At 60.3% G+C, this 20,994-nt stretch carries 20 protein-coding genes; 9 read left to right on the top strand and 11 right to left on the bottom strand.

Going from position 1 to position 20,994, the window contains the following annotated elements; genetic code table 11:
- Window positions 1-34: 34 nt before the first annotated feature.
- Window positions 35-2,479 (bottom strand): hypothetical protein, encoded by a 2,445-nt coding sequence (locus ACK9YZ_RS11940; protein ID WP_416063944.1) that lies wholly within the window; start codon window positions 2,477-2,479, stop codon window positions 35-37.
- A 74-nt stretch (window positions 2,480-2,553) separates the two neighbouring features.
- Between ACK9YZ_RS11940 and ACK9YZ_RS11935 the strand changes: the two genes are divergently transcribed.
- The 3 genes from ACK9YZ_RS11935 (at window position 2,554) to ACK9YZ_RS11925 (ending at window position 4,263) form a co-directional block, all read left to right on the top strand.
- Window positions 2,554-2,898 (top strand): hypothetical protein, encoded by a 345-nt coding sequence (locus ACK9YZ_RS11935; protein WP_416063943.1) that lies wholly within the window; start codon window positions 2,554-2,556, stop codon window positions 2,896-2,898.
- A 114-nt stretch (window positions 2,899-3,012) separates the two neighbouring features.
- Window positions 3,013-3,726 (top strand): hypothetical protein, encoded by a 714-nt coding sequence (locus ACK9YZ_RS11930; RefSeq protein WP_216758788.1) that lies wholly within the window; start codon window positions 3,013-3,015, stop codon window positions 3,724-3,726.
- A 12-nt stretch (window positions 3,727-3,738) separates the two neighbouring features.
- Entirely contained in the window at window positions 3,739-4,263 is a 525-nt protein-coding gene (locus ACK9YZ_RS11925) for a hypothetical protein (RefSeq protein WP_216758787.1), read from the top strand.
- A gap of 57 nt (window positions 4,264-4,320) precedes the next feature.
- Here the strand turns inward: ACK9YZ_RS11925 and ACK9YZ_RS11920 are convergent, their stop codons facing one another.
- A complete protein-coding gene (locus ACK9YZ_RS11920; RefSeq protein WP_416063942.1) occupies window positions 4,321-5,313 on the bottom strand; it encodes a carbon-nitrogen hydrolase family protein in 993 nt (330 codons plus the stop codon).
- Between the two features lie 260 nt (window positions 5,314-5,573).
- The gene (locus ACK9YZ_RS11915; protein WP_416063941.1) at window positions 5,574-6,452 is read right to left on the bottom strand and encodes an aldo/keto reductase family oxidoreductase; all 879 of its coding nucleotides are present in this window, start codon (window positions 6,450-6,452) and stop codon (window positions 5,574-5,576) included.
- Between the two features lie 117 nt (window positions 6,453-6,569).
- Between ACK9YZ_RS11915 and ACK9YZ_RS11910 the strand changes: the two genes are divergently transcribed.
- Window positions 6,570-7,487 (top strand): LysR family transcriptional regulator, encoded by a 918-nt coding sequence (locus ACK9YZ_RS11910; protein ID WP_416063940.1) that lies wholly within the window; start codon window positions 6,570-6,572, stop codon window positions 7,485-7,487.
- A 112-nt stretch (window positions 7,488-7,599) separates the two neighbouring features.
- Entirely contained in the window at window positions 7,600-8,271 is a 672-nt protein-coding gene (locus ACK9YZ_RS11905; protein WP_416063939.1) for a VOC family protein, read from the top strand.
- An 85-nt stretch (window positions 8,272-8,356) separates the two neighbouring features.
- Here the strand turns inward: ACK9YZ_RS11905 and ACK9YZ_RS11900 are convergent, their stop codons facing one another.
- The 3 genes from ACK9YZ_RS11900 to ACK9YZ_RS11890 are packed head-to-tail and all read right to left on the bottom strand — an operon-like array spanning window position 8,357 to window position 10,366.
- Window positions 8,357-8,770 (bottom strand): hypothetical protein, encoded by a 414-nt coding sequence (locus tag ACK9YZ_RS11900; protein ID WP_416063938.1) that lies wholly within the window; start codon window positions 8,768-8,770, stop codon window positions 8,357-8,359.
- The gene (locus ACK9YZ_RS11895) at window positions 8,767-9,939 is read right to left on the bottom strand and encodes a hypothetical protein (RefSeq protein ID WP_416063937.1); all 1,173 of its coding nucleotides are present in this window, start codon (window positions 9,937-9,939) and stop codon (window positions 8,767-8,769) included. Before ACK9YZ_RS11895 ends, ACK9YZ_RS11900 begins: the two co-directional genes overlap by 4 nt.
- A gap of 31 nt (window positions 9,940-9,970) precedes the next feature.
- The gene (locus ACK9YZ_RS11890) at window positions 9,971-10,366 is read right to left on the bottom strand and encodes a hypothetical protein (RefSeq protein ID WP_416063936.1); all 396 of its coding nucleotides are present in this window, start codon (window positions 10,364-10,366) and stop codon (window positions 9,971-9,973) included.
- Window positions 10,367-10,649: 283 nt separating this feature from the next.
- Here ACK9YZ_RS11890 and ACK9YZ_RS11885 point away from each other — a divergent pair, with 283 nt between their 5' ends.
- The 3 genes from ACK9YZ_RS11885 to ACK9YZ_RS11875 all read left to right on the top strand — a co-directional run bounded on the left by ACK9YZ_RS11885 (window position 10,650) and on the right by ACK9YZ_RS11875 (window position 13,923).
- Window positions 10,650-11,207: an acyltransferase gene (locus ACK9YZ_RS11885; protein WP_416063935.1), complete on the top strand. Its 558-nt coding sequence runs from the start codon at window positions 10,650-10,652 to the stop codon at window positions 11,205-11,207.
- A 135-nt stretch (window positions 11,208-11,342) separates the two neighbouring features.
- Window positions 11,343-12,161, top strand: coding sequence for a class I SAM-dependent methyltransferase (locus ACK9YZ_RS11880; RefSeq protein ID WP_416063934.1), 819 nt, complete (start codon window positions 11,343-11,345; stop codon window positions 12,159-12,161).
- Window positions 12,162-12,267: 106 nt separating this feature from the next.
- On the top strand, window positions 12,268-13,923 hold the full coding sequence (locus ACK9YZ_RS11875; RefSeq protein ID WP_416066731.1) for an alpha/beta hydrolase: 1,656 nt from the start codon (window positions 12,268-12,270) through the stop codon (window positions 13,921-13,923).
- 52 nt (window positions 13,924-13,975) lie between these two features.
- On the opposite strand, the gene ACK9YZ_RS11870 is transcribed toward ACK9YZ_RS11875, so the two are convergent.
- From ACK9YZ_RS11870 to ACK9YZ_RS11850, 5 genes are read right to left on the bottom strand one after another with little or no spacing between them, the layout of a single operon-like run.
- Window positions 13,976-16,516, bottom strand: a complete 2,541-nt coding sequence (locus ACK9YZ_RS11870; RefSeq protein ID WP_416063933.1) for a hypothetical protein — start codon at window positions 16,514-16,516, stop codon at window positions 13,976-13,978.
- Between the two features lie 8 nt (window positions 16,517-16,524).
- A complete protein-coding gene (locus ACK9YZ_RS11865; RefSeq protein WP_216758778.1) occupies window positions 16,525-17,037 on the bottom strand; it encodes a hypothetical protein in 513 nt (170 codons plus the stop codon).
- Window positions 17,030-17,506, bottom strand: a complete 477-nt coding sequence (locus ACK9YZ_RS11860; protein ID WP_416063932.1) for a hypothetical protein — start codon at window positions 17,504-17,506, stop codon at window positions 17,030-17,032. Before ACK9YZ_RS11860 ends, ACK9YZ_RS11865 begins: the two co-directional genes overlap by 8 nt.
- On the bottom strand, window positions 17,487-19,580 hold the full coding sequence (locus ACK9YZ_RS11855; protein ID WP_416063931.1) for a hypothetical protein: 2,094 nt from the start codon (window positions 19,578-19,580) through the stop codon (window positions 17,487-17,489). The genes ACK9YZ_RS11860 and ACK9YZ_RS11855 overlap by 20 nt, the downstream gene beginning before the upstream one ends.
- On the bottom strand, window positions 19,573-20,208 hold the full coding sequence (locus ACK9YZ_RS11850; RefSeq protein WP_416063930.1) for a hypothetical protein: 636 nt from the start codon (window positions 20,206-20,208) through the stop codon (window positions 19,573-19,575). Before ACK9YZ_RS11850 ends, ACK9YZ_RS11855 begins: the two co-directional genes overlap by 8 nt.
- A gap of 348 nt (window positions 20,209-20,556) precedes the next feature.
- Here ACK9YZ_RS11850 and ACK9YZ_RS11845 point away from each other — a divergent pair, with 348 nt between their 5' ends.
- Entirely contained in the window at window positions 20,557-20,964 is a 408-nt protein-coding gene (locus ACK9YZ_RS11845) for a hypothetical protein (RefSeq protein ID WP_216758774.1), read from the top strand.
- Window positions 20,965-20,994: the final 30 nt, after the last annotated feature.

Below are 20,994 nucleotides of genomic sequence, written 5' to 3'. Positions count from 1 at the left end.
TCAAGTTGAATTCCCTCGGGAAATCGCTTGCCGGTCAGGGCTGCGGATAGAGTTTCAGATATTCATCGAGGCTGCGGCCCTCGGCTCCCGCCAGAGCGGACGTGAAGGCGGAATGACTTATGGCGAAGTGGGAAATTGTTTCGGCAGGGTGTCCGGCGATGGCAGAGCGCAACACTGCGAGATTGTAGGCCCGCTGTTCGGCGGCACGGTCGATGATGGGGGATGAGAAGGCGGGGCTGGCCCGCGGATTGAGGGTGCTACCATAGGCGTTCGCGTGCTCGCGAAACGCTTGGGATTCCGCAAAGGTGAGGCTGCTGGCGTGCGGACGGATATTATCCATAATATATCCATCGCCCTTCGAACCGGCGAAGTGCGTGGCGTAGGTCGCCATGGAGAGCTTTACGTCGCCGCCGGTTATTCTGGCGAACGCGAGGGTGCGACTGTCCACCAGATCTTCGGGATTGATACCCGCTGCCTTGGCAGCTCTCACGAAGGCGCCGGCTGGAACGAAAACGTCCCGCGCTTCGGGGTTTGGTGTCATCCTGGTGGCAAATTTATGGAACTCGTCGCGTGACCGTTGCCAGAGCTTTGATGCCTGCGCTGCGACAGAGATTTCTTCAAGTGACTGGCGGGTTTGGGCGGCTGCTTCCGGATGGGGGGTGGACGTATGTGACGAGCCGCGATTGCGCAGGAGGGCCTTGACGCCTAGGATGAGGAACTCCTTGCCTACGCTGGCAAGAGAACCTCCTGCGAACGTGACCCCTATGTCTTTGAAGACCTCTTGGCTGGGGTCCAGAAGTTGTCGCTTAATTGCGTTCTGAATGACCTGTTGGATCGTCTGCGCGGTACCATCCTGTACGACGTGCCCGACTAAGTGCCGCAGAAACTGATTCATTATCACGCGATTCAGTATTGGCGATAATATCTTGGCGGTGGGAAGCAGATCAGTGAATGCAGTCGGCGCAAAGGCCACAGCCATCTGGCTTTGCTTATATTCACTCGCCTTCGCTTTTCGAGCAGCAGCGGTACCTTCCCCGGCTGCTCGCATCATTTCTATTGCGATAGCACCTCCGGGGCCGAGCTTGGACGCAACCACCAACGCCGGCAAATAAGCGCCTAACATTTCGCTGCCGCGACGGACCCAATTATTTTCATATCCCGGGGCGGCTGGAGCGATCGTTTCGCCAAAGTCACCGATCGTTGCGCCCCAGTCTTGAATGGTTTTGAAGAAATCCGCGAACCAAGGATCGAAGTCTCTTCTGGCCTGTTCGGGTGTCATCCGCCCTGCCAAAACCTCTTCCAGTACTATATTCGCCCGCAGCTTCTCGATCAGGTCTTGGTTTGCGATTTGCTGTTTTATCAGAGGAATCTGATCAGCCGGCGCTTTTGCCGCGTTCGCGATCACCTCAATGACGGCCTCCGCTTCCGGTGATGGCGGGCTGCTCATAAGTTGGCCATCGCCTTCCATGATACGACCTACTGCGGTAACGAGGCCGGTGGTAATACCCTTCGGCGCCTCTATGGCCGTTTGGCCGACCTCTTTGGTTCTTTTGACTATTGGGCTGGATGAGGATGCCAAGTATACTCGCACCTGATCCGGTGTGATCTCGTGTGCTCTCACCGCATCCAGATAGAATTTGGCTGCGCCCGGATTGACTAAGTCTTGTGTGCGGATTTTTTCTTCAAGTACCGCGGCTTGCTCATCGTTCGATTTCCCCGCGTTGGCGATTTCTTCAATGAGCGCATCGCTCTTTCTCGTGTCATCGCTGCGAGTGTCTTCGGCAACTAAGGGATCTGAGACGAGGCTAGGGGGCGAAACGGCAGGCTGCGTATCCGGAGCAACATTCTCCGTGACCGGGGCAGCGGGCTGTGCAGGTTCTTCAAGTCGATCAGGAGATGAGGCGTTCGAACCGGCTGGATCGACCGGCGGAGATCCAGGCTGCGGAGTCGAGCCGGCATTTTCGGGCGCGGGAGTGCCGGGCTGCGAGCTTGGCGCAACGGGACCTAAGGCCGGCGCCTGTTGAGGTGCGGCCGGGCCTGCAGGGCTCGCAGACGGCGGCGCTTCAGGATTCGCGGATGAGCCGGCAGGCTCCTTTGCCGGAAGCGTTGCGTCACCGAAAGCCTTCGGCAACTGCCCATACCGCTGAACAGCCTCTTCGAAGGAACATAGGTTGTAGACATCATCCTTCGCCAGAAGGATAGCCATAGGATTTTCGCCATACCAGGTCGCCGTCTTCCTTGCGGTGGAGAGCAACGCCTTGTCACGCGTCTCGTCCATAATGCGTTGAAATGTTGGGCGATATTCCCTGATCATCGACAGAGTCGGGAGAGGATTTCCCGTTCTTTCCGAATACTGCCGCGCGAAATTAAGGTTATCCGCAACCTCGTCTGGATTTTCATCCGAGGATTGAATATAGCTGGCGGCGGCAGCGCCCTGTTGCCGTCGTTTCCAGTCGTCATAGGGTTGCATGTTGTCCATGTCTGTCTCCCGTTCGGCCGAGAGACAGGGGTAGGTGCGCAAGAGTTGTTTTATAAATCGAAGGGGGAATGCCGGTGGCAAACGGGACTGATCTGCGTGGGGCTTCGGCCGGTGGCAAAGGTGGTATGGGATCGGGAATCGCGATCCTGGCGGCGGTCGCGCTGGTCTGCAGTCTGGTGCGCCGTTTCGTTGCGGCGACGGCCTATCCGCCGTCGGCAGGGCCGCGATTTATCGGCGAGATCATCGGCGGATCGCTGCCGTCGTTTATCGTCGGCCTGATCGTTTTCTTCATCGTTCGCTTCATCAGGCGCAAAGGCGGAGATCGCTTCGCCGGCGTGCTGTCAGGTCTGATCGTCGTGCTCGCGCTTTCGGGCCTCGGCTATCTCGGTGACCTCAATCATCTGAACGATTTTCGGTAGAGACATGATGCGTCATGGCGGCAGAAGCCGGCTTGGGAAGAGATGGATAACGCACGAGGCAGAGGTGACGGAAGCGTCTGCGGGCGCCAGGGGTGGTCTGTGAGGAGCATGTTTTTGCGGAACTTCGCTCGTCGGCTGAGGGCTGCGGGCGTTGGCCTGTTTCTGTTTTTCCTGCCATCGGCTTCCCATGCGGCGGAGCCTGAAAATGGCGGGCCTGCAGAGTTCATATTCGGCGTGCAGGTAGGGGATGCCTATGAGAGCATTCTGTCGCAGCAGGGCTGGTATGCCTGCGATGTCGGAGAGCGGAAAAGCGTGTGTTTCGATGAAGTTGAGGTCGGCGATCAGATCGGCACGTTCCGGATCGGCATGCTGGATGGCCGCGCACTTTACGGAGAGTTCATGCCCTATCGCGCCGACAGCTTCTGGGAGATCATCGGTTCATCAGGCTTTTCCCATCAAAACGAGGATGTGCCTGTCAATCTTGTGACCAGGAATGTTACGATTGACATCGTCAAAGCTGTCCATGATCTGGGCGAGGAGGAGGCCAAGAAGCGGTTTTCCGGTTATCTGGCCAAGGACAATCAGAGCCTGCAGGCAATCAGATTCGTTGCTTCCCGAGCGACGAAGCCGCCGCGGCCGGGTGCTGCCTTCCCCAATGGCGATGCCTACCTCAACAGCCTGCCGGCCGGAATGTTTCTCGTCTCGGTCAGCAGGGCGGGGAATGTCACCATCGTCGTGATCTACCCCACGCTGGCAAGCGCGAGCGCGGCCTTCCCGCAATATTGCCGTGACGGCTGCAAGCGCTGGTCGCCGCCCGACCAGCGCTAGGGGGCCGAGCGCATGACTTCCAATCTGGGCTTCCTCTCCACACTCGTGCCCACCTTCATGGCGGCCTGGTTTGGGGCGAGATATTGGGCGCGGCTATTGCCCAAGGGACAGCTCTATTCGCTGCTGGCATTTTTTTGCGTGCTGACTGGCGTGATCCTTGTCTATGTGACGTGCATCATATGCCTCTGGCAGGCGGATCTGGCTTCTCACTCAACAAGCGATGAACGGACGGATTATCTGGGTCGGGGGCTTGGGTGGTCCGGTCTCATTATGATGATGGTCATCGTTTCGACAAACCGATTTCGGCTAAAATTTCACCCTCCTGGAGAGATCAGGCCTTCTGATGACGTGGATGAGAAACCAATCGACAAGTGGCATTTTTTGATAACCGGTCTCGTGGGATGCATAGTCTCAGGATTTGTGGAACTACCATCCGGCTGGGAATATGAATCTTCAACCGCTTGCGTGTATGCAGGTATGGTGCTGATCTACGGGGTTGGCGCGGGGCTTGCCGTGACCGGTCTTTTCCTGAAGTAAGAAGCATGCAATTCCAGCACAATTGCTGCACGGTCTGCCGGAATTGCCCCTGCCGCTTCAAAAGGATTCGCGGCTGTCGCTCCTCGGATCCCCCTCGATCTGGTGCGGCCGGTAGAGATCGCCCCGGGCGTTGCGCCGCCAGGGGCGGGCGAGATTGGCCGGGTCGGTGGCGATTTCGGCGATGGCGATGCCGGGTTTGCCGTCATCAGGGCAACGAGCGGCCCACTGGCCCTTGGGGCCGGCGATGCCGCAGGGGGCGATGACGCTTTGCGGCGCGTGGGCGGCGTAGCTCACCCAGAATGCATTGCTGGCCGCAACTCCCAGGACTTCGGCGGCGAAGGGAGGAGCGGCGGAGGGGACTTCGCCCGATGTGGAGAAGAGCACGCAATCGACGTCGAGCCGCTCATATTCGGTGAAGATCTCGTGATAGTGAGATTCTATGCCGGCAGCGCAGCCGAAGCGCATACCGTCCACCTCGAAGGTGACGGGGATCTTGCCCGGCGAATACATGAAGGAAATCTTGGTGTGGGAGAGCAGGCGCTCGTCATAACGGGTCACCAGCTCGCCCCGGTCTGAGATGACATAGAGGCTGTTATGCGGCCGGTGCGGCGGGGTCAGCCTGTGCGGCGCGCCGAAGACCGTCCAGAGCTTCAGCCTCTTTGCGAGCCTTCTCGTCTCCTCCAACTCCTCGCGCAGGACCTCCCATTGGTAACGGCTCCAGTCGGCCGCGCCGATCTCCCTGGGGCCGGTTTCGGAAAGGAGGCGCTTGCTCGGAAAGCAGAGCGTTCCCTCGGGGAAGTGGATCAGCCGGGCGCCGGCCTTGCTCGCCTGGCGCATCAGGTGGCGCATTTCGGCGCCGTTGGCGCGGAATGCCGCGGCATCGCATGGGTCTAGGCAAACAGACGTTTGGGCGACCGCCAGCCGCAGGGATTTGCCGGCAGGCTCATCCGTCGGCTTCTTGCGGATATGGCTGAGGGCTGAAGTATAGGATTCGCCGGTTTTTGCAGCGCGGGCGCGAACCCTGCGTTTGAGATTTCCGTTCTGGGTCATTGTCTGGCCTTTCCATCACGGACGCATGTTCCCCGGCAACCACGCCCGAGCGATCGGACCAAGGTTTTCGAACCCGAGACGGAAGTCCCTTTGCCTCCGTTTTGAAGATCCTGCCGGGGAGGATCGCTGGAGGTTGGGCGCAGGCCACGCCTGACGAGAAAGATGTCGATGCCGTGGCGATTCGTCAATCTGGGGAGGGGCCGTAATGTGGGCTTCGAAACGCGGCAGGTGATCGGCCGCGTTTCGTTCCTTCCGTAGAGTCAGGCGCCTTTCGCTGCGGCAATGCCGTCGAGTTGCGCCATCACATCATCAGACAATTCGATATCGGCCACCGCGAGGTTTTCCCTGAGGTGGCCGCGCGAGGACGTGCCGGGGATCAGCAGGATGTTGGGCGCGCGCTTCAGGAGCCAGGCGAGGGCCACCTGCAGAGGCGTGGCGCCCAATTGGGCAGCGACATCGGAGAGCGTCGAGGACTGCAGGGGCGAGAAGCCGCCGAGCGGGAAGAAGGGCACGTAGGCGGTGCCTTCGGCGGCGAGCTTGTCGATCAACGCGTCATCGTCGCGGTTGGCGAGGTTGTACTGGTTCTGGACGCAGACGATCTCGGTGATCCTGCGGCCGTCATCCACCTGTTTTGCCGTGGCATTCGACAGGCCGATATGCTTGATCAGGCCCTGCTGCTGCAGCTCGGCGAGAACCGTGAGCGGCGCTTCGAGCGAGCCTTCGGCCGGCCCATGCACATCGAACATGGCGCGCAGATTGACCACCTCGATCACGTCGAGGCCGAGATTTCTAAGGTTGCTGTGGATCGCCGCGGTCAGTTCTTCCTTGGAGAAGGCGGGGTTCCACGAGGCGTCCGCGCCGCGCCGCGCGCCGACCTTGGTGACGATGACCAGGTCGTCATTATAGGGGTGCAACGCTTCCCTGATGATCTCATTGGTGACGTGCGGGCCATAGAAATCGCTGGTGTCGATGTGATCGACGCCGCTTTCGACCGCCTCGCGCAGCACGGCGATGGCTTCGTCGCGATCGCGCGGCGGGCCGAAGACACCCTTGCCGGCGAGCTGCATCGCGCCATAGCCGAGCCGCTTGACCGTGCGGTCGCCGAGTTTGAAGCTTCCGGATTTTTCGACAGTTGACATGAATTCTGGATCTCCGATTGAAGGCAATGAGGAGATAGGCCTCTAACATTGCTGCGACAATTGGCTATAATCCGGACGGGCTGTCCGGCATCGAGGACAATTAACGGAGGCAGGCACATGAAGCAGGGTACGCCCGACATCGGCGATGTCAGTGCCTTTCTGGCTGTCGCAAGGGCCGGCGGTTTCCGCGAGGCGGCGCGGGCGAGCCATATGAGCTCGTCGGCGCTGAGCGATGCGGTGCGCCGGCTGGAGGCGGAACTTGGTGTCAGGCTCTTCAACCGCACGACGCGCAGCGTGGTGCCGACCGAGGCCGGTCGCGGGCTGATGGAGCGGCTGGGTCCTGCCTTCGGCGAGATCGATGCGGCGCTCGATTTCGTCAAGGATTTCCGCGATCGGCCGGCCGGCTCGCTGAAGCTCAATGTGCCGGTCAGTGCGGCGCGGCTGGTGCTGCCGGGCATCGTGCCGCCGTTTCTGAAAGCCTATCCCGACATCCGCCTCGAAATCGTTACCGAGGAGAATTTCGTCGATATCATCGCTGCCGGCTGCGATGCCGGCATTCGCTACGACGAGCGGCTGGAGCAGGACATGATCGCCGTGCCGATCGGCCCGCGGGTCCAGCGTTATGCCGGGGGCGCGTCTTCAGCCTATCTCGCGGCACATGGCCGGCCGCAGCATCCGCGCGATCTGCTCACTCACGCCTGCATCCGCGGGCGGTTTGCCGGCCGCGCCATTCCGGTCTGGGAGTTCGAGCGCGATGGCGAGATCGTCAGGGTCGATCCGCCGAGCCCGCTGATCGTCCAGAATGGCGGCGGCACGGATCTCGCCGTCGATGCGGCGGTCGCCGGAACCGGCGTCGTCTTCACCTTCGAGGATTGGCTCAGGCCCTATTTTGCAAGCGGCGCGCTGGAGCCGGTGCTGGAGGACTGGTGGGAGAGCTTTTCCGGCCCCTTCCTCTATTATCCCGGCCGGCGGCTGGTGCCGGCGCCGTTGCGCGCCTTCATCGATTTCATCAAGGCGATGCCGCGAGAGGGTTGAGCGGAGATCGCCGGCGCGCAACGTGGTAGAGTGGGGGCGGGCGATGCATTCGCCGCATCGCCGTCATCATCATCATCAACACCATCGTCGTGACGATGGGAGGGGGAAGATCATGAGCAGCGCAAACACTATGACCGGCAACGGCACCAGCGAGATGAAGCTGGAGATCATCGTCGTGCCCGTTTCGGATGTCGACCGGGCCAAGGCATTTTACGGCGGGCTCGGCTGGCGCCTCGATGCTGACTATTCCTCGGGCGATGACTACCGGGTGATCCAGTTCACCCCTCCGGGCTCAAACGCATCCGTCATTTTCGGGAAGAACGTGACACCGGCGGCACCCGGCTCCGCGCAAGGCCTCTATCTCATCGTTTCCGACATCGAGACCGCCCGCAAGGAGCTACGCGAGCGCGGCGTCGAGGTCAGCGAGGCCTTTCATCCCGAAGGTGAAGTCTATAGCGGTCCGGACGTGCCCTATCTTTTCGGCCGGCGGCGGGTCAGCGGCCCCGATCCCGACCGAGGCAGCTACCGCTCCTTCGCAGCCTTCAGCGACCCTGACGGCAATGGCTGGCTCTTCCAGGAAATCACCGCCCGGCTGCCCGGCCGCGTCACCTCCGACCTCGCCGCCTTCGGCACGGCGAAGGATCTCGCCGCCGGGCTTCGCCGGGCAGCCGAGGCGCATGGCGAGCATGAGAAGCGCAATGGCGGAAAGCACGACGAGAACTGGCCGGACTGGTATGCGGAATACATGATGGCCGAGCAGACGGGCAAGCCGCTGCCGCTGTGAGATGATTGCCGGCCAATGACCAGTGGGGCCGGTTTGGCCGGCTCCACACGCTGTCACATCCGGTTGCCGTCACACTTGCTCGCCGTTACAGGGGCCGAAACTCGGCCGCCCATCGCCAGAGGTCGTCCATCTGGTTCGGCGGAATGCCCATGGCGACAGCCAGGAGATCGATGCGGGGATCTTCGCGGGAATAATCCTGCGCATCCTCGATCATGATGCGGATCGTTTCCTTGTCCTTGAACGACATGTCGGCCATGCCGCTGACTGTCGTGAGGATATCTGCCTTGACGATCGGCGGCTCGAGTTCGAGTGCGGCGAGCCAGAGCTGCCATTTCTTGAGGGGCGGGAAGCGATCTTCTCGGCCGAGGGGGCCGCGAAGGTATTTCGCAATCGCGGGCTCTTTGTCATCATGAGCCACGAGGATCATATCAGGCTGATCGCGGAAGAATATTTCAAGGATGGTTCCTACGCTGTCGTAGCGAACATACACTGTTGTCATGCAAATAGCCTCTTGCAGGTGTAATCATGCCAGCCGCAGACGAAAAAGGAAGCCAAACAGGCCGCCGCGCCTGTCACCGCGGCGTATCTCCAGAGCTGGCCATTGACATTGCTGCGCGCCTTGCCCGCAGCCGCGCTCTGGTCGGGATAATCGTTGCCCGAGCGTGACCGGCACCGCACCTGATGGGCGGCACCGGTGGTGTAGTTGGCCGCAGCAGCATCCGAAACGATGCCGATACAATCCTGCCCGGGGGCTGCGACGACAGTGTCGATCTGCACCGAGACATCGACACTCAATCCCACGGGGATATTGCTCGGTATTGCCAAGCCCTGCACATTGGCATTGGCGGTAAACCACGCGTAGGTGTCGGTGTTGACCTCATTGCCGGTCTGCCAGAACGGAACGACGTTCCCCGATGAATTGGTGAGGATCAGGCCAACGCGGCTTCCGGACAGGCATTCCCAGCCGGCCGGCTTCGTGACACCTGCCTCTGATGCCGACAGCGACATCACAAAATCCGTAGTGCCATCCGATGCCTTCCTGATGGCATAGAGGAAATAGGTCCTTGACGGCTGCACGGATCCCGTGTCGAGCAACTGAACAAGCGTCTTTGCCGTGGCAATGGCGGCCTGATGTTTCTTGCCGCCAAAAAAACCCATGCCTGGGCCGATGGTGACGGATGAAGCCCCGACATAGGCCGGGATGAATCCGGTAAAAAAATCGAAGCCGGTGGCAATGCAGACGTATTTGACAACACTGCTCGCCAGAACCTTTTTCAGGGCCCAGCCGTCAGCACTGTCGGCAATGGCGAATTCGTCGCTATCTGTGATGTCCGCTTTTGCGGCGGAACTGTGAAACATTCCGGCGATGCCGGCGGCAACCGAATCGTAGAGTGCGAGCGTTTTTCGATACCAATGAAATGAAGAGAAAAGGCCGCCCGAGCCTGGGATCTGAACGTCTTCCGGATTGTTCGCATAGGCGGTCGAGAGATTGGCGCTTGCGTTTGCGGCCGCCGCTGATTGCGCAGCTTCGTTGGCCTTCTGTCCAGCAATTTGCGTGAGGTCCGCAACGGCAGGAATATCATCAGCTATGCCAGCGACTGTTTCCAGATATTGCGCCACAGCCGCGACGGCTTCGATGGCTGCTCCTTTGTCGCTCAGCGCCAGCACATTGGAAATAAGCTGGTCGATGGTGGCGGAATCATAACTCGGTGGAATGGTAACGGCGCGGGCCGCCCGTTCCTTCAATTGCTGAAGTCGCATCACGCAGGTCGAGCGCCTGCTCGACGGTTTCGGCATAATACGCGCCCTGGTTTTCCAGATCGGTTTCCTGCGTGAATGGCACGTTCAGCAGCAGCGTTATCTTGCTGCCGGCGGCTGGGGCAGGGGTGATGACGGCGCTTCCGCCGCCATCGTTTCCAACGCCGGTTACTGTGTAGTCGGTATCGAGCGCCAGGATTGTATCCGTGCCGGAGACATTCGTCTTGATGACCTGCAGATGCTGAGGCTCAAGGATCTTGAACTTGTATTCGAAGGCCGTCGTTACGCCGTTCGCACCATAAGGGCCGGATCGATTTACTTCACTTGAAATGGTCATGCCGTCGTGCCTCTTGTTTCGCCGACCATAGGCGCAAGAAGGTTGTTTGCTTGACCTGCCGAAATCGCAGTGCGCGGCGGGTAAGCGCTAAAAGATGAAACGGCAGAGACGTACCAAGAAGTGGCAAGCCGATTTGGAATGGGTGACAAGGTTGACTGGGCGAAGCGCCGTCATCTGACAATCGTAGAGAGCAGGCTTGCTCTTAATTTTTAGGATGAAGTTGGCAGTTCTGGCAATGGCCAAGTTGTCAGGCTACAAGCACCATTTTCCGATGGAGAAGTGTGTGAAAGAAGACAAGGCATCCTACAGAAATCGCGGTGGCATCGTACAGAAGCTGGTGACCGCTTATAAACGCGTCCGCTATTTCACCAAGGCGGGTAGAAACCTAGTCGTGAAGCAAAGCGCTGAGTTTAGGGTAGTTAAGCATGCAGTCTTGGAAGTTGGGGAAAATGTGACCATCCAGGATTATTCATTCTTCCAACTCACCATGCCGGAGCCAAAGGTATTTATCGGTGATAATACCGTAATAGGCAGGCGAAACATCATCACGGCAAAGAACCTTATCCGCATCGGAAGCGATGTTTTGATCGGATCAGACGTTCAGATTATCGATCACAGTCATGGCACAAGGCGCGATACTCCAATGCGGCTGCAACGGGCAGAAATCGGCTTCGTAGAGATTGGAGACGATGTCTGGATTGGAGTGGGGGCAAAGATTCTGATGAACGTGACGATAGGAAAAGGTGCTGTAATCGGTGCCAATTCTGTCGTGACATCCGACATCCCAGAATACGCGATTGCCGTTGGTTCACCCGCGAAGGTTGTCAAATATCGAACCTAGCCGTCCATCACGTGCTTCGTTATTACATCGCCGCGTGTAGCATCTAAGTTTTCACGCCTGGGGATCATCCCCCTTCTTCGTTGCTCTTCTGAAACAAATCTGCAATCGGTGACCGGCAACGAGGGGATGATGGGAATGGACTTATTTGCCCGCTTTAGACACAGGCGACACCCGTCTGTTAACATGGATGGAGTCGCCACGTTTCCGTTTGGGGAAGTCCAGGAGAAGGCGGACAGTATTGAAGGCATGATGTCTGCCTTTTCGATGCAGTTGATGGATTCCGTGCTTGCGTTTCAGAAGGCGACAGGTGTCACGGGCAGCATTCTGGAGTTTGGGGTTTTCAAGGGACGATCAGCGGCTGTGTTGAGCGCCCATGTTCAGCCTAAAGACAAGTTCGTTCTGGTGGACGTTGAGCCGTATATGACTGCGGAGACTGCCGCTTCTTTCTTCGCCAAGCCGGATTTTCACCTGGGGAGATCTGAAGAATTCGCGAAGAGCTACGACGGGTATAAGTCGCTGAAGAGGTCAGTTCGGTTTATGCATGTTGATTCCACGCACTCCTATCGGGGTACGCTTGAAGAGATGAAACTTGCCGACGCGCTGCTCGCGCCAGATGGCGTGCTCTGCCTGGACGACTACGCGAACCTGAATTATTCGCAGATCCTGCCGGCGGTTTACAAATATCTGTACCGATCATGGACCGATCTCAGGGTATTCCTGGTGACAAATGACAAATGCTATATTTGCCGCCGGAAGCATTTCGATTTCTACGCCAGTTTCGTTCTAAATTCGCTCGTCGAGGAGATGAGGAAGCGGGGAAACAGCAACATCACCCTCGCTCGAACAGATATCGATAGGGAATATCGCGCGTTTTATCTTCGTGAGAAAAACTTCGCCGGAGAAGAAGACCATTACGGTCAGGCAATCTACGGACATTTCTACGAGAAACCATAGCGGTCGCCGGACGGCAGACCATACGCCCGCACATCGCTTCTGGATTGTATGCAAAACCTGACATAAAACAGGGAGGTGCAGCAATCGGCGTGGTGTGAGGGCAATGATGCGATATCGGACGATCGTTTCCGTCAGGCCGCTTTCGTGGCCGGGGCTTTTCTTGGCGCTGCTTTGCCTGTGCCTGTCGCTGACGCCGAGCCTGATGCCCCGGTCTTGGTTCGTGCAGGGTGCCCTGTCGGGCACGAGCGCTGCGGTCGGTTATTTCTGTGGCGTCGTCCTGCAATGGCTCTGGATCTATCTCGAGATCCCGTCGTTGCGGTTCAGCCCCGGATGGATAGTGCGATCGGTCGCGGTCATAGCCGGTATGCTGATCGCCACGTTTTTCGTATGGCAGGCGTCATCCTGGCAGAATTCCGTGCGGGCGTTGATGCAGCTTCCGCCCAATGCAACGATCGAGCCCTTCCTGCTGATCCTCACCGCAGCCGTGGTCTTCATCCTTCTCATCGCGATCGGCCGGCTTTTCAAGATGATGGTGGTTGCGAGTTATGAACGCGCCAGCCGTATCGTTCCCAGGCGGATCGCCGCCCTTGCCGCAATCCTGATTTCGGCCTTCGCTTTCTGGACTGTCGTCGACGGCGTGCTGTTCCATGTCGCGTTGCGCGTCGTCGATTCCTCCTTCCGGGAGGCCGATGCGCTGATTGACGATGATACGCCGATGCCCGACGACCCGGCCAAAACGGGAAGTGCGGTCTCGCTCGTCAACTGGGAGGAGCTCGGACGACGCGGCCGTCATTTCATCACATCTGGCCCGACGCGGGACCAGATCGGCGCGTTCCTGAACTCTCCCGCAAAGGATCCTATCCGGGTCTATGTCGGCCTCAACAGCGCAGACAATGCCGATGCGCGGGCAGGCCTGGCGCTTGCCGAACTCAAGCGCCAGGGCGCATTCGAGCGATCCTCCCTGATCGTCGTCGTGCCGACGGGAACCGGCTGGGTCGATCCGGAAGCCCTGGATACGGTCGAATATCTGCTGCGCGGGGATGTCGCCAGCGTCGCGATCCAGTATTCCTATCTCAGCAGCTGGCTGTCACTGATGGTCGAGCCGGAATACGGATCCGATACGGCAAGGGCGCTGTTTCGGGAAATCTACGGCTATTGGCGGACGCTGCCGCGCGATCATCGCCCGAAACTCTATCTGCATGGCCTGAGCCTCGGGGCGCTGAATTCGCAATCGTCCGTCAATCTCTTCGAGGTGTTCGACGATCCGTTCCAGGGGGCGCTGTGGAGCGGGCCGCCCTTTGCGAGTTCCACATGGTCCTACCTGACCGCAAACCGTAATCCGGGATCGCCGGCCTGGTTGCCGCAATTTCGCGATGGCAGCATGATCCGGTTTTCCAATCAGTGGACGTCTGCCACCACTGCCGATGCCGCCTGGGGGCCGGTCCGCATCGTCTTCCTGCAATATGCCAGCGATCCCGTCACCTTCTTCGACTGGCGGGCGCTGTACCGCGAACCGGACTGGATGATAGGCACGCGAGGCCCCGACGTTTCCCCCGGCTTCCGCTGGTACCCCATCATCACCGCCCTGCAGCTCGGCTTCGACGCCATGATCGCCACCACCTCGCCGATGGGCTTCGGGCATGTCTATGCACCGCAGCATTATATCGATGCGTGGCTGGCGGTCACGGAGCCGCCCGGCTGGTCGGCTGAGGAGATCGAGCGGCTGAAGCTGCATTTCGAGAAGGCGTCGGTCGGGAAGTGAGGCTTTCGCTGGGGTGCCTGCGATTTCCCGCCGCCAGGTCTTTCCCTGTCACTCAACGATTGAGCATGAATGTTTCGTATTCTTTCACAATTTCATCCTGAGACGGCTTCCTGCGGTTATTCTTCGTCAAATCCGCCTCGATCGACTGCCTGAGATCGCGTGGAATATCCTGATATTCTACGGCGATATCGTAGCTCTGATCGTCGGCAAGCGAGTTGGCCTGATAAAGGTAGCCGTACTTCTCTGTGGGATTCCAGCCAGTGACGAATGAGCCCGGCGAGCTGATGACGATCGGGAACAGCAGGCGGTTGATCATCTTTTGGATGTCGCTCTGGGTCGGGTTCTGGCCGTTGTTCTTGTCCTTGAATGAATCCATCTGATCGAGCAGCGTCGCGCGGAACAGAGCGACGCGCGTGGGGACACTGTTGGCGGTGAAGAAGCCGGGATCATCCTTGAAGAAACCAAGGGCTTCCAGCTGGGGTTTGGCGAGTTCGAAGGCGGTGTTGATGTCGAGGCTTTCGAGGCGGGCCTTGCGCTGGTCGGTGAGGGCCATCTGCCGCCAGCCGGTGACTTTTTCCCAATCCTTGTCGGAGAGCATGGAGCGATACTCAAGGAGATCGATCCGCGAGAAGGCGGCGGGATCCCTGGCGAACTCGCTCTGCAGGTCGTAGAGCGTCTGCGTGTCCGTCGCCGGCTGGCCGTAGGCGCGGACTTTTTCCTTGTAGTCGCGCAGCGTCAGCATGCCGGATGGGCCGATGGCCTGCTGGATGTGGACCGGCAGTTTCGTCGGGTCGAAGGTCGGGTCGGCGATGACCTGGTTGTTGGCCCATTCCTGCACCTGCACCCGCTGGGCGTCGATCGCCTTCTTCAGCGAGACGGTATAGCCGTTTAGCTGTGCCTCGGTGGCGGCGCGCAAGGCGGGGTCGGCGATGCTGTTCAGGCTTTCTTCTATCCTGCGCAAGCTCTCGGGATTGTAGTTCGGCAAGGTCATGGTCTTCTCGTCGACGGTGCCGGATGTGCGGAAGCCGATGACCTGGCTTGCGGCGTGGGCCGTCAGCACGGTTTCGCCGGCGCGTCCGGGATCGCGGCCGAGCACGAGGATGTTGCCATCGGCATCGTAGCCGCGGAAGATGCCGATCTGGCCCTTCTCGGGATCGTCCGGGGCATTGCCGCCGTTCTTCCCGGCGCCTTTGCTTTGAGGCGGGCCGAGCACGACGATGTCGCCGGGGCGAGGTGTCTGCGTCGGCAGGCCGAAATGGCGGAAGCTTGTGGCATCGGCCGCAGTGCTTCCGGCGGGGGCTGCGGTCGTACCAAGGATAGCTCCCGTGACATCGGTCAACCAGGGCTGGAGCGGCGGGGCGACTGTGGTGCCGGCGGCATTTCTGACGAAGCTCGCCACCGCCAGATCGTCCTTCGCCTTGCCGGGGAAGGTAAGCCTGGCGGCAACGGTGCGGAAATCCTCCGGGCCGCTCGGCTGGCGCGGCGGGGCCGGAGTGGTCGATACCTGAGGGCCGGTGGGTTGCTGGCCGGTTGCTTGAGAGAGGGCGATTTGCGGGGCTGCGGTCTTGCCCGCCGAAGGCGGCGCGCCAAGTGTGCGGGCTCCCCCCGTTCTGCTGCCGGCGCCCTCCGCTTCGAGGCCGGTGGTTCCTGCGCCCGCTGTGGAGGGCTGAACCGGGCTGCCGGTCTGCGGCTGGCCGCCTGTACCGCTACCGGCGTTTGCGGTGGCCGCCGTGGGGGCGGCATTGGCGTCAGGCACACCGGTATAGGTCGGCGGCCGGCCGGCGATGATGTCGGTGGTGTTCTGCCGGGCCTTTTCCTCGGTTATGGCGGGCTGCAGCGATTTCAGCAGGGCGGTGCTGTCGGCCGGCAGCATCCGGTCGCCGGCATCTTTCACATATTGCTCGGCCTTGACGGCGCTGTCATTGGCGATGCGAAGCGCGACATTCTTCGTCGTGTCGGAGACGAACCGGGCGCGTTCCTGGTCGAGCCTTTCCTGGCTCCAGCCCTGCATATGGCCCTGATGCTCGATCTCGGCCACACCCTTGCCGATCTCGGCATCCACCTTGGCCGGATCGCTGTAGACGGCGACAGCGCCGGCGCTGGCGGATTTGATGCTGTTGGCCGAGGTCTCGGCAAACCACGCTTTGCGCTGGTCGAATGTGTGGCGGATCGTGCTGTCCAGCAGGGTGTTCATGCTGGCGCGGCTGGTCTCTTCATAGGTGCGGGCCGCGCCCGGCGTCAGGCCCTTGCCGAATTCGGCGCGTTTCTGCTCGACGAGCTTTTCGAAGGCGGCGCGGCCTTCCACGGCGGCGCGGCCGGTCAGCGTCAGGAAGCCGTCCTTGCCATGGAGCGCCTCGCGCGACCAGTCGCCGAATTTCGTTTGGCGATCCTTGGCGGAATTGGCATTGTCCAGCTGCTCCACCTGCACCACGGCGTCGCCGAGCGTGCCCATGCCGGTCGCAAGGCCCTGCATGCCCTTGCCGATCGCCGAGCCGAAGGCCTCGGCATCGGCCTTGACTGTAAAACCCTCGGTATATTCCGGGCGAAGCGCGATATGCGGCTGCGTATCCTGATAGGTCGGAACAGTCGGCATTCTTCACCTCACTTGATATATCCAAGCGAATTCGCCTGGCTGTAGACCTTGCCCGTGCCGCCGAGCACGGTGCCGAAAGCTTCGAGATAACCGCCCTTGACGGCGGCGTCGGCGCGCATGCGGTCCAGCTTGGCGCTGGCCAGCTGATTGGTGCCCTGCATCTTGTAGCCATAGGCTTCGCGATAGGCATTGGTGCGCACGTTCAGCGCATCGATCTCGCCCATCTTGGCGGTATCGACGATGGTGTCGAGCGGCGAGCCGAAGGAGAGGTCCACGCCGTTTGCGGCGATTGCGGCGCGCTGCCGGCCTTCGAGCTGCGCGGTCTGCAGGCGCTTCTGCTGCTCTTCCTGCTTGCCGCGCTCGATCGCGTCCTTCGCCTGTTTGTCGGCGATCTGCGCATTCATTTCGGCGACCTGGGCGTTGTATTTGTTCGCCTCCGCCGTCGCCTTTGCCTGCTGCACCTGGCCGGCGGCGCCGAGCAGCGTCGAGCCCAATGTCAGCGCTAGACCAAGATCACACATCTGCTACTCCCATTTCGAATAACCGGAATTGATGGCCATTGATCTCCACCGGCTCGAACAGCCGAAAACCCAGCCATTCGAGCCAGCGGAGCGAGACCATGTTGCGGGCATCCACGACGTTTCGGAGCAAGCGATAGCGGCTCAACAGTTGAGCCGGCCAATCGCGCGATATCCGCAGGAAGGCGCGGAAATTCTCTTCGACCGCATCCGTGCCGAGCAGCCAGGGCGCGCCGATGCCGGTCAGGATATTGATATCGCCGACACCCCACATCACCTCCGGCCGGCCATTGAAGAGCGCGCTCCAGGCAAGCGAGGAATGGCGGTAGGAGAAGGAAAGCGCCGAGGTCGGCGAGTGTCCGGAGGCGGCGAAGACCTCCTCGCTATCGGCGCGGCGCATGCGCCCGGCAATCTCTCTGATATGGCCGGGCCGGGCGGGTACGATGGCAATCTCAGCGGCCAAGGGTGACATCCGGCATGATGGAGAGGATCGTCATCGGCAGCGGGTCGAATTGTTTTACCCACATGGCGCCGCTGGTATTCCAGTCCCAATAGGGGGTGATGGTGAGATCGCCGGTATAGAGGCTGATCGCCTCGTTCCAGTTTTCATTGCGGCGCTGCTTGTATTCCACCAGCACATTGCCATCGCGCTCGCCATCGGCAGGACCGGTGAATATGCCGCGGGTATTTTCCACCCGGAAGGTCACTTCGGAAACGGATTTCGAGCGGCCCTGCACGGTGCCGAGGCCTTGGACCTGGCCGACATCGAGATCGAGCGTCTGGATCGCCGCCGTCACCGGCAGGCCGATATGGATTTTTGCCGCCGCATTCTGCAGCCGCACGGCTCCGTTCGTGACGGTGAGATTGCGCACGACATTGCCATCGGCCAGCGCCACGACGGATTGGCCTTCGAGATGGCCGAGGCCGGAAATGGTCGTGGCCGGCGGGCCGGAATAGGTCAGCCCGCAATCGACGAAGAAGGCGTCCTCGACATCATCGAAGGCGCGGCTGTGCAGCCGTTCGATATAGCGCTTCTGAGTGCCATTGATCGTGCGGCGCACGATGAAATAGGGCACGTCCTCGCCATTCTCCTCGATGACGGTCACATCCTCGAAGAAGGCATCGGCACCGCTCTCATGGCGGGTCCAGGCCCAGACATCCTGCTCCTTCATGTAGGTGAGCGAGACGAGCGCGCCATCATCGAGCACCACCCAGACGACGGAATCCGGTGCCTGCGCATAGTCCCAGGCCGATATCTCGCGGCCCTTGAAGAGGTGGCGGGCGAGGATGGTCAGGTCCTTGCCCACATAGCTGTCCTGCGTATAGTCGTAGGAGAAATCGCGCACCACGCCGCCAAGGCGCTGGGCAAAAAGCACCGTATTGCCGACGACGATCGGCTGCACCTTGGCGGCTCCGCGATAGCCCTGGTTATCGAGCTTGATGGCGGAGGGCGAAATCGCGTCGGCAGTCGAGCCGCCGGTGACGATCCATTCGGAACCTGATGTCAGCAGCAGCAGGCCGCGCACAGAGATCATCGAGCGGATCTCGTTCACCTGCCGGGCGCGGATGCGGAAGGTCACGGCGTCACTTGCCTTGGCGGGCGAGGAGACGCCGAAATTCTCGTAATTGGCGGATTGGCTGAGCCAGACGGCCTGTGGGTCGTTTTGCGTCGAGGCGAAGGCGAGGCGCTGTTCGATGAAGGTCACGCAGCGCGGATAGTCGCCCGCAGCATTGAAGGGGTTGCGGTCCGTCTGCGGCGTATCGGAGAGATCGGGCGTGATGTTCTCGTCGTCGAAGGTCAGGCCCGTCGTGCCGCCGACATAGCCGAAAATGCCGTTGTCGTCGCGGTAGACGATGTAGCGCGCCGCACCCGAAACCGCCGCCCAGGTGACACGGTTGATGCCGCCCTGGATGGCGAGGTCGTTGACGACGGCACCGGCGTTGGACGGCAGGCTTTCCTCGCCACTGTCGGCCACGGCGGAGACTCGATAGCGGTATGTGGTTGCCACATAACCCGGCTTGCCTGATGTATCGCCGGGCTTGGTGACGGAGGGAGTGCCTGCGGGCGGATTTATCAGCGGCTTGAACTGAACCGTCGTCAGCGTCCAGTTGCTATCGGCGAGACGCCCGAGTTTGCGCACGGGATGATTGACATGGCAGAGATAGAGCACGTCGGCTTCCTGCACGAAGACGAGGTCCTGCACGTCATTATCAGTATAGGCGGTCACGACCTCGTAGGGGGCCGCACCCGACAGCACCAGCCCGCCATCGCGGAAGATGCGAATATATTGGTGGCCGAATTCGAGGATATAGGTCTGCTCGGTATTGAACTGAAAGCGGATCAGCCGGGCCTGTTTCGAACTGTCCTTGATCTCGTGGATGAATTGCAGCCCGGCCCGGTTCGACACACCGCCATGCGGATGCACGAAGACATTCAGCGCCGTACGCAGGCCGCTCTGATATTTGGTGAGATCGACGCGGGCGCCGAGGGCCGGCGAGAGTTCACCGGCTGTGAAGGAGGGCTGGTAGGCGCGGAAATCAGCCATGGGCGCGCACCGCAATCAGCTCGCTGACGAAATTCTCGCTCGTGTGCCTCACCTGATTGGCCTCGGCCTGTTCGGCGGCCCGCTGGCTGCTCTGGGCGAGCGCCATCGCATCGGCGCGGATCTTCGGATCGCGCGTCAGCGGCATGGCGAGACGAACGGCAAGATGCCAGGAGAGCGCCTCGACGAAGAGCGCCGCATATTTCGTCGGGTCGGTCAGGCGGCAGGTATAGCGCAGGAGTGCGGGCGAGAGGTCGCAATAGAGCCGGTCGCCCTCGAGCGCATAAGCATATCGCATCTCGCGGCCGGCCTCGTCGAGATCGGGGTTGAGCGTCTCCGGCAGCGCTGCGGCATCAGCGGAATATCGCGGCCTGATCCAGCGGATCTGCAGGCAATCGGCCGGCCGCGCATAGGAATGGCGCCAGACACCCGGCTTGTCATTGTCGAGCGCGCCCAGCGCCAGCGTCTTGCCGGCCGCAGCCCAAGGAAAGGACTGCAAGAGCACATCGCGCGTCTGCGCATAGAACTGGTTGCAGGCGCGTGCTTCGGCGCTCTTTTCGGTGAGATCGTTGATATTGTCCTTGCCGATATTGGAAAGGGCGAGATTGCAGATAGAGACAACGGTAGCCATGAACCAACCTCTTGAGTTGGGATAGGGCTAGCGTGGAGATGGTTGTGGGGGTGAAATCTCTCCTCCCTCATTCCTGTGCTCGTCACAGGAATCCAGCCGGCTTGCGTCGGCAAGCCGAGAGGACTCTTTCACGGAAAACCAGCGCGTTGCCTATCTGCGCGATAGCGCTCGCTAATAGACTTCAAGGAAAATAGTCTTTCCTGCCCAAGGACTTGGGCAGGCTGGATTCCTGTGACAAGCACAGGAATGAGGGGTGGGGAGGGTTGCGTTGGTGCCCAAAGTAAGCCTTGCCTTCTCGAGCGGATGTCGCGCAATGAAACACAGCCACCACCGAAGGGAAATATCGATATGAACCAATTCGAGTTCGATCGCTCGAATATGTTTGAGCCGCTCTTGCTGGCCGATCCATCCTTTCGAGGAAAATGGGAGGCCTTCCTGGCGACATTTCTGCCTGATGGAGACGAGCTACCGCTTTACCTGGCTCTCAATGACCTTGCGCGTCATCTGATTGAGCATCTCGAGGCAGGTGACACGAAGCGGTTAGATGCGGTCTTTGACGTCGTCGAACGCTGGCACATCAGCGGCGACGACTATGTCAAAGAAGCAGTGACGATCGGGCTGCTCGAAGACTTGCAGAACGAGCATTTTTACAACGTTGCTCAGCCTGAGGATTTTATTCCATGGTTGCGGTCAGAAACGAGCAAATGGTGGATCAAGGTCCAAGAATTCTGGACCGAGGGAAAGCTGATAGGGTGAGGTCGCAGTTGCTCGGGTAACTAAGCAGCG

It is taken from the genome of Rhizobium sp. ZK1 (genome assembly GCF_047782645.1).
In the GTDB taxonomy this organism is placed as follows: Bacteria; Pseudomonadota; Alphaproteobacteria; order Rhizobiales; family Rhizobiaceae; genus Rhizobium.
This window is presented reverse-complemented; position numbering and strand designations above follow the sequence as displayed.

Excerpts from the sequence above, each read along its gene's own strand:
- ACK9YZ_RS11940 (WP_416063944.1), bottom strand. The coding sequence starts at position 2,479 with ATGGACAACATGCAACCCTATGACGACTGGAAACGACGGCAACAGGGC.
- ACK9YZ_RS11925 (WP_216758787.1), top strand. The coding sequence starts at position 3,739 with ATGACTTCCAATCTGGGCTTCCTCTCCACACTCGTGCCCACCTTCATG.
- ACK9YZ_RS11920 (WP_416063942.1), bottom strand. The coding sequence starts at position 5,313 with ATGACCCAGAACGGAAATCTCAAACGCAGGGTTCGCGCCCGCGCTGCA.
- ACK9YZ_RS11915 (WP_416063941.1), bottom strand. The coding sequence starts at position 6,452 with ATGTCAACTGTCGAAAAATCCGGAAGCTTCAAACTCGGCGACCGCACG.
- ACK9YZ_RS11910 (WP_416063940.1), top strand. The coding sequence starts at position 6,570 with ATGAAGCAGGGTACGCCCGACATCGGCGATGTCAGTGCCTTTCTGGCT.
- ACK9YZ_RS11905 (WP_416063939.1), top strand. The coding sequence starts at position 7,600 with ATGAGCAGCGCAAACACTATGACCGGCAACGGCACCAGCGAGATGAAG.
- ACK9YZ_RS11900 (WP_416063938.1), bottom strand. The coding sequence starts at position 8,770 with ATGACAACAGTGTATGTTCGCTACGACAGCGTAGGAACCATCCTTGAA.
- ACK9YZ_RS11890 (WP_416063936.1), bottom strand. The coding sequence starts at position 10,366 with ATGACCATTTCAAGTGAAGTAAATCGATCCGGCCCTTATGGTGCGAAC.
- ACK9YZ_RS11880 (WP_416063934.1), top strand. The coding sequence starts at position 11,343 with ATGGACTTATTTGCCCGCTTTAGACACAGGCGACACCCGTCTGTTAAC.
- ACK9YZ_RS11875 (WP_416066731.1), top strand. The coding sequence starts at position 12,268 with ATGCGATATCGGACGATCGTTTCCGTCAGGCCGCTTTCGTGGCCGGGG.
- ACK9YZ_RS11870 (WP_416063933.1), bottom strand. The coding sequence starts at position 16,516 with ATGCCGACTGTTCCGACCTATCAGGATACGCAGCCGCATATCGCGCTT.
- ACK9YZ_RS11865 (WP_216758778.1), bottom strand. The coding sequence starts at position 17,037 with ATGTGTGATCTTGGTCTAGCGCTGACATTGGGCTCGACGCTGCTCGGC.
- ACK9YZ_RS11860 (WP_416063932.1), bottom strand. The coding sequence starts at position 17,506 with ATGTCACCCTTGGCCGCTGAGATTGCCATCGTACCCGCCCGGCCCGGC.
- ACK9YZ_RS11855 (WP_416063931.1), bottom strand. The coding sequence starts at position 19,580 with ATGGCTGATTTCCGCGCCTACCAGCCCTCCTTCACAGCCGGTGAACTC.
- ACK9YZ_RS11850 (WP_416063930.1), bottom strand. The coding sequence starts at position 20,208 with ATGGCTACCGTTGTCTCTATCTGCAATCTCGCCCTTTCCAATATCGGC.
- ACK9YZ_RS11845 (WP_216758774.1), top strand. The coding sequence starts at position 20,557 with ATGAACCAATTCGAGTTCGATCGCTCGAATATGTTTGAGCCGCTCTTG.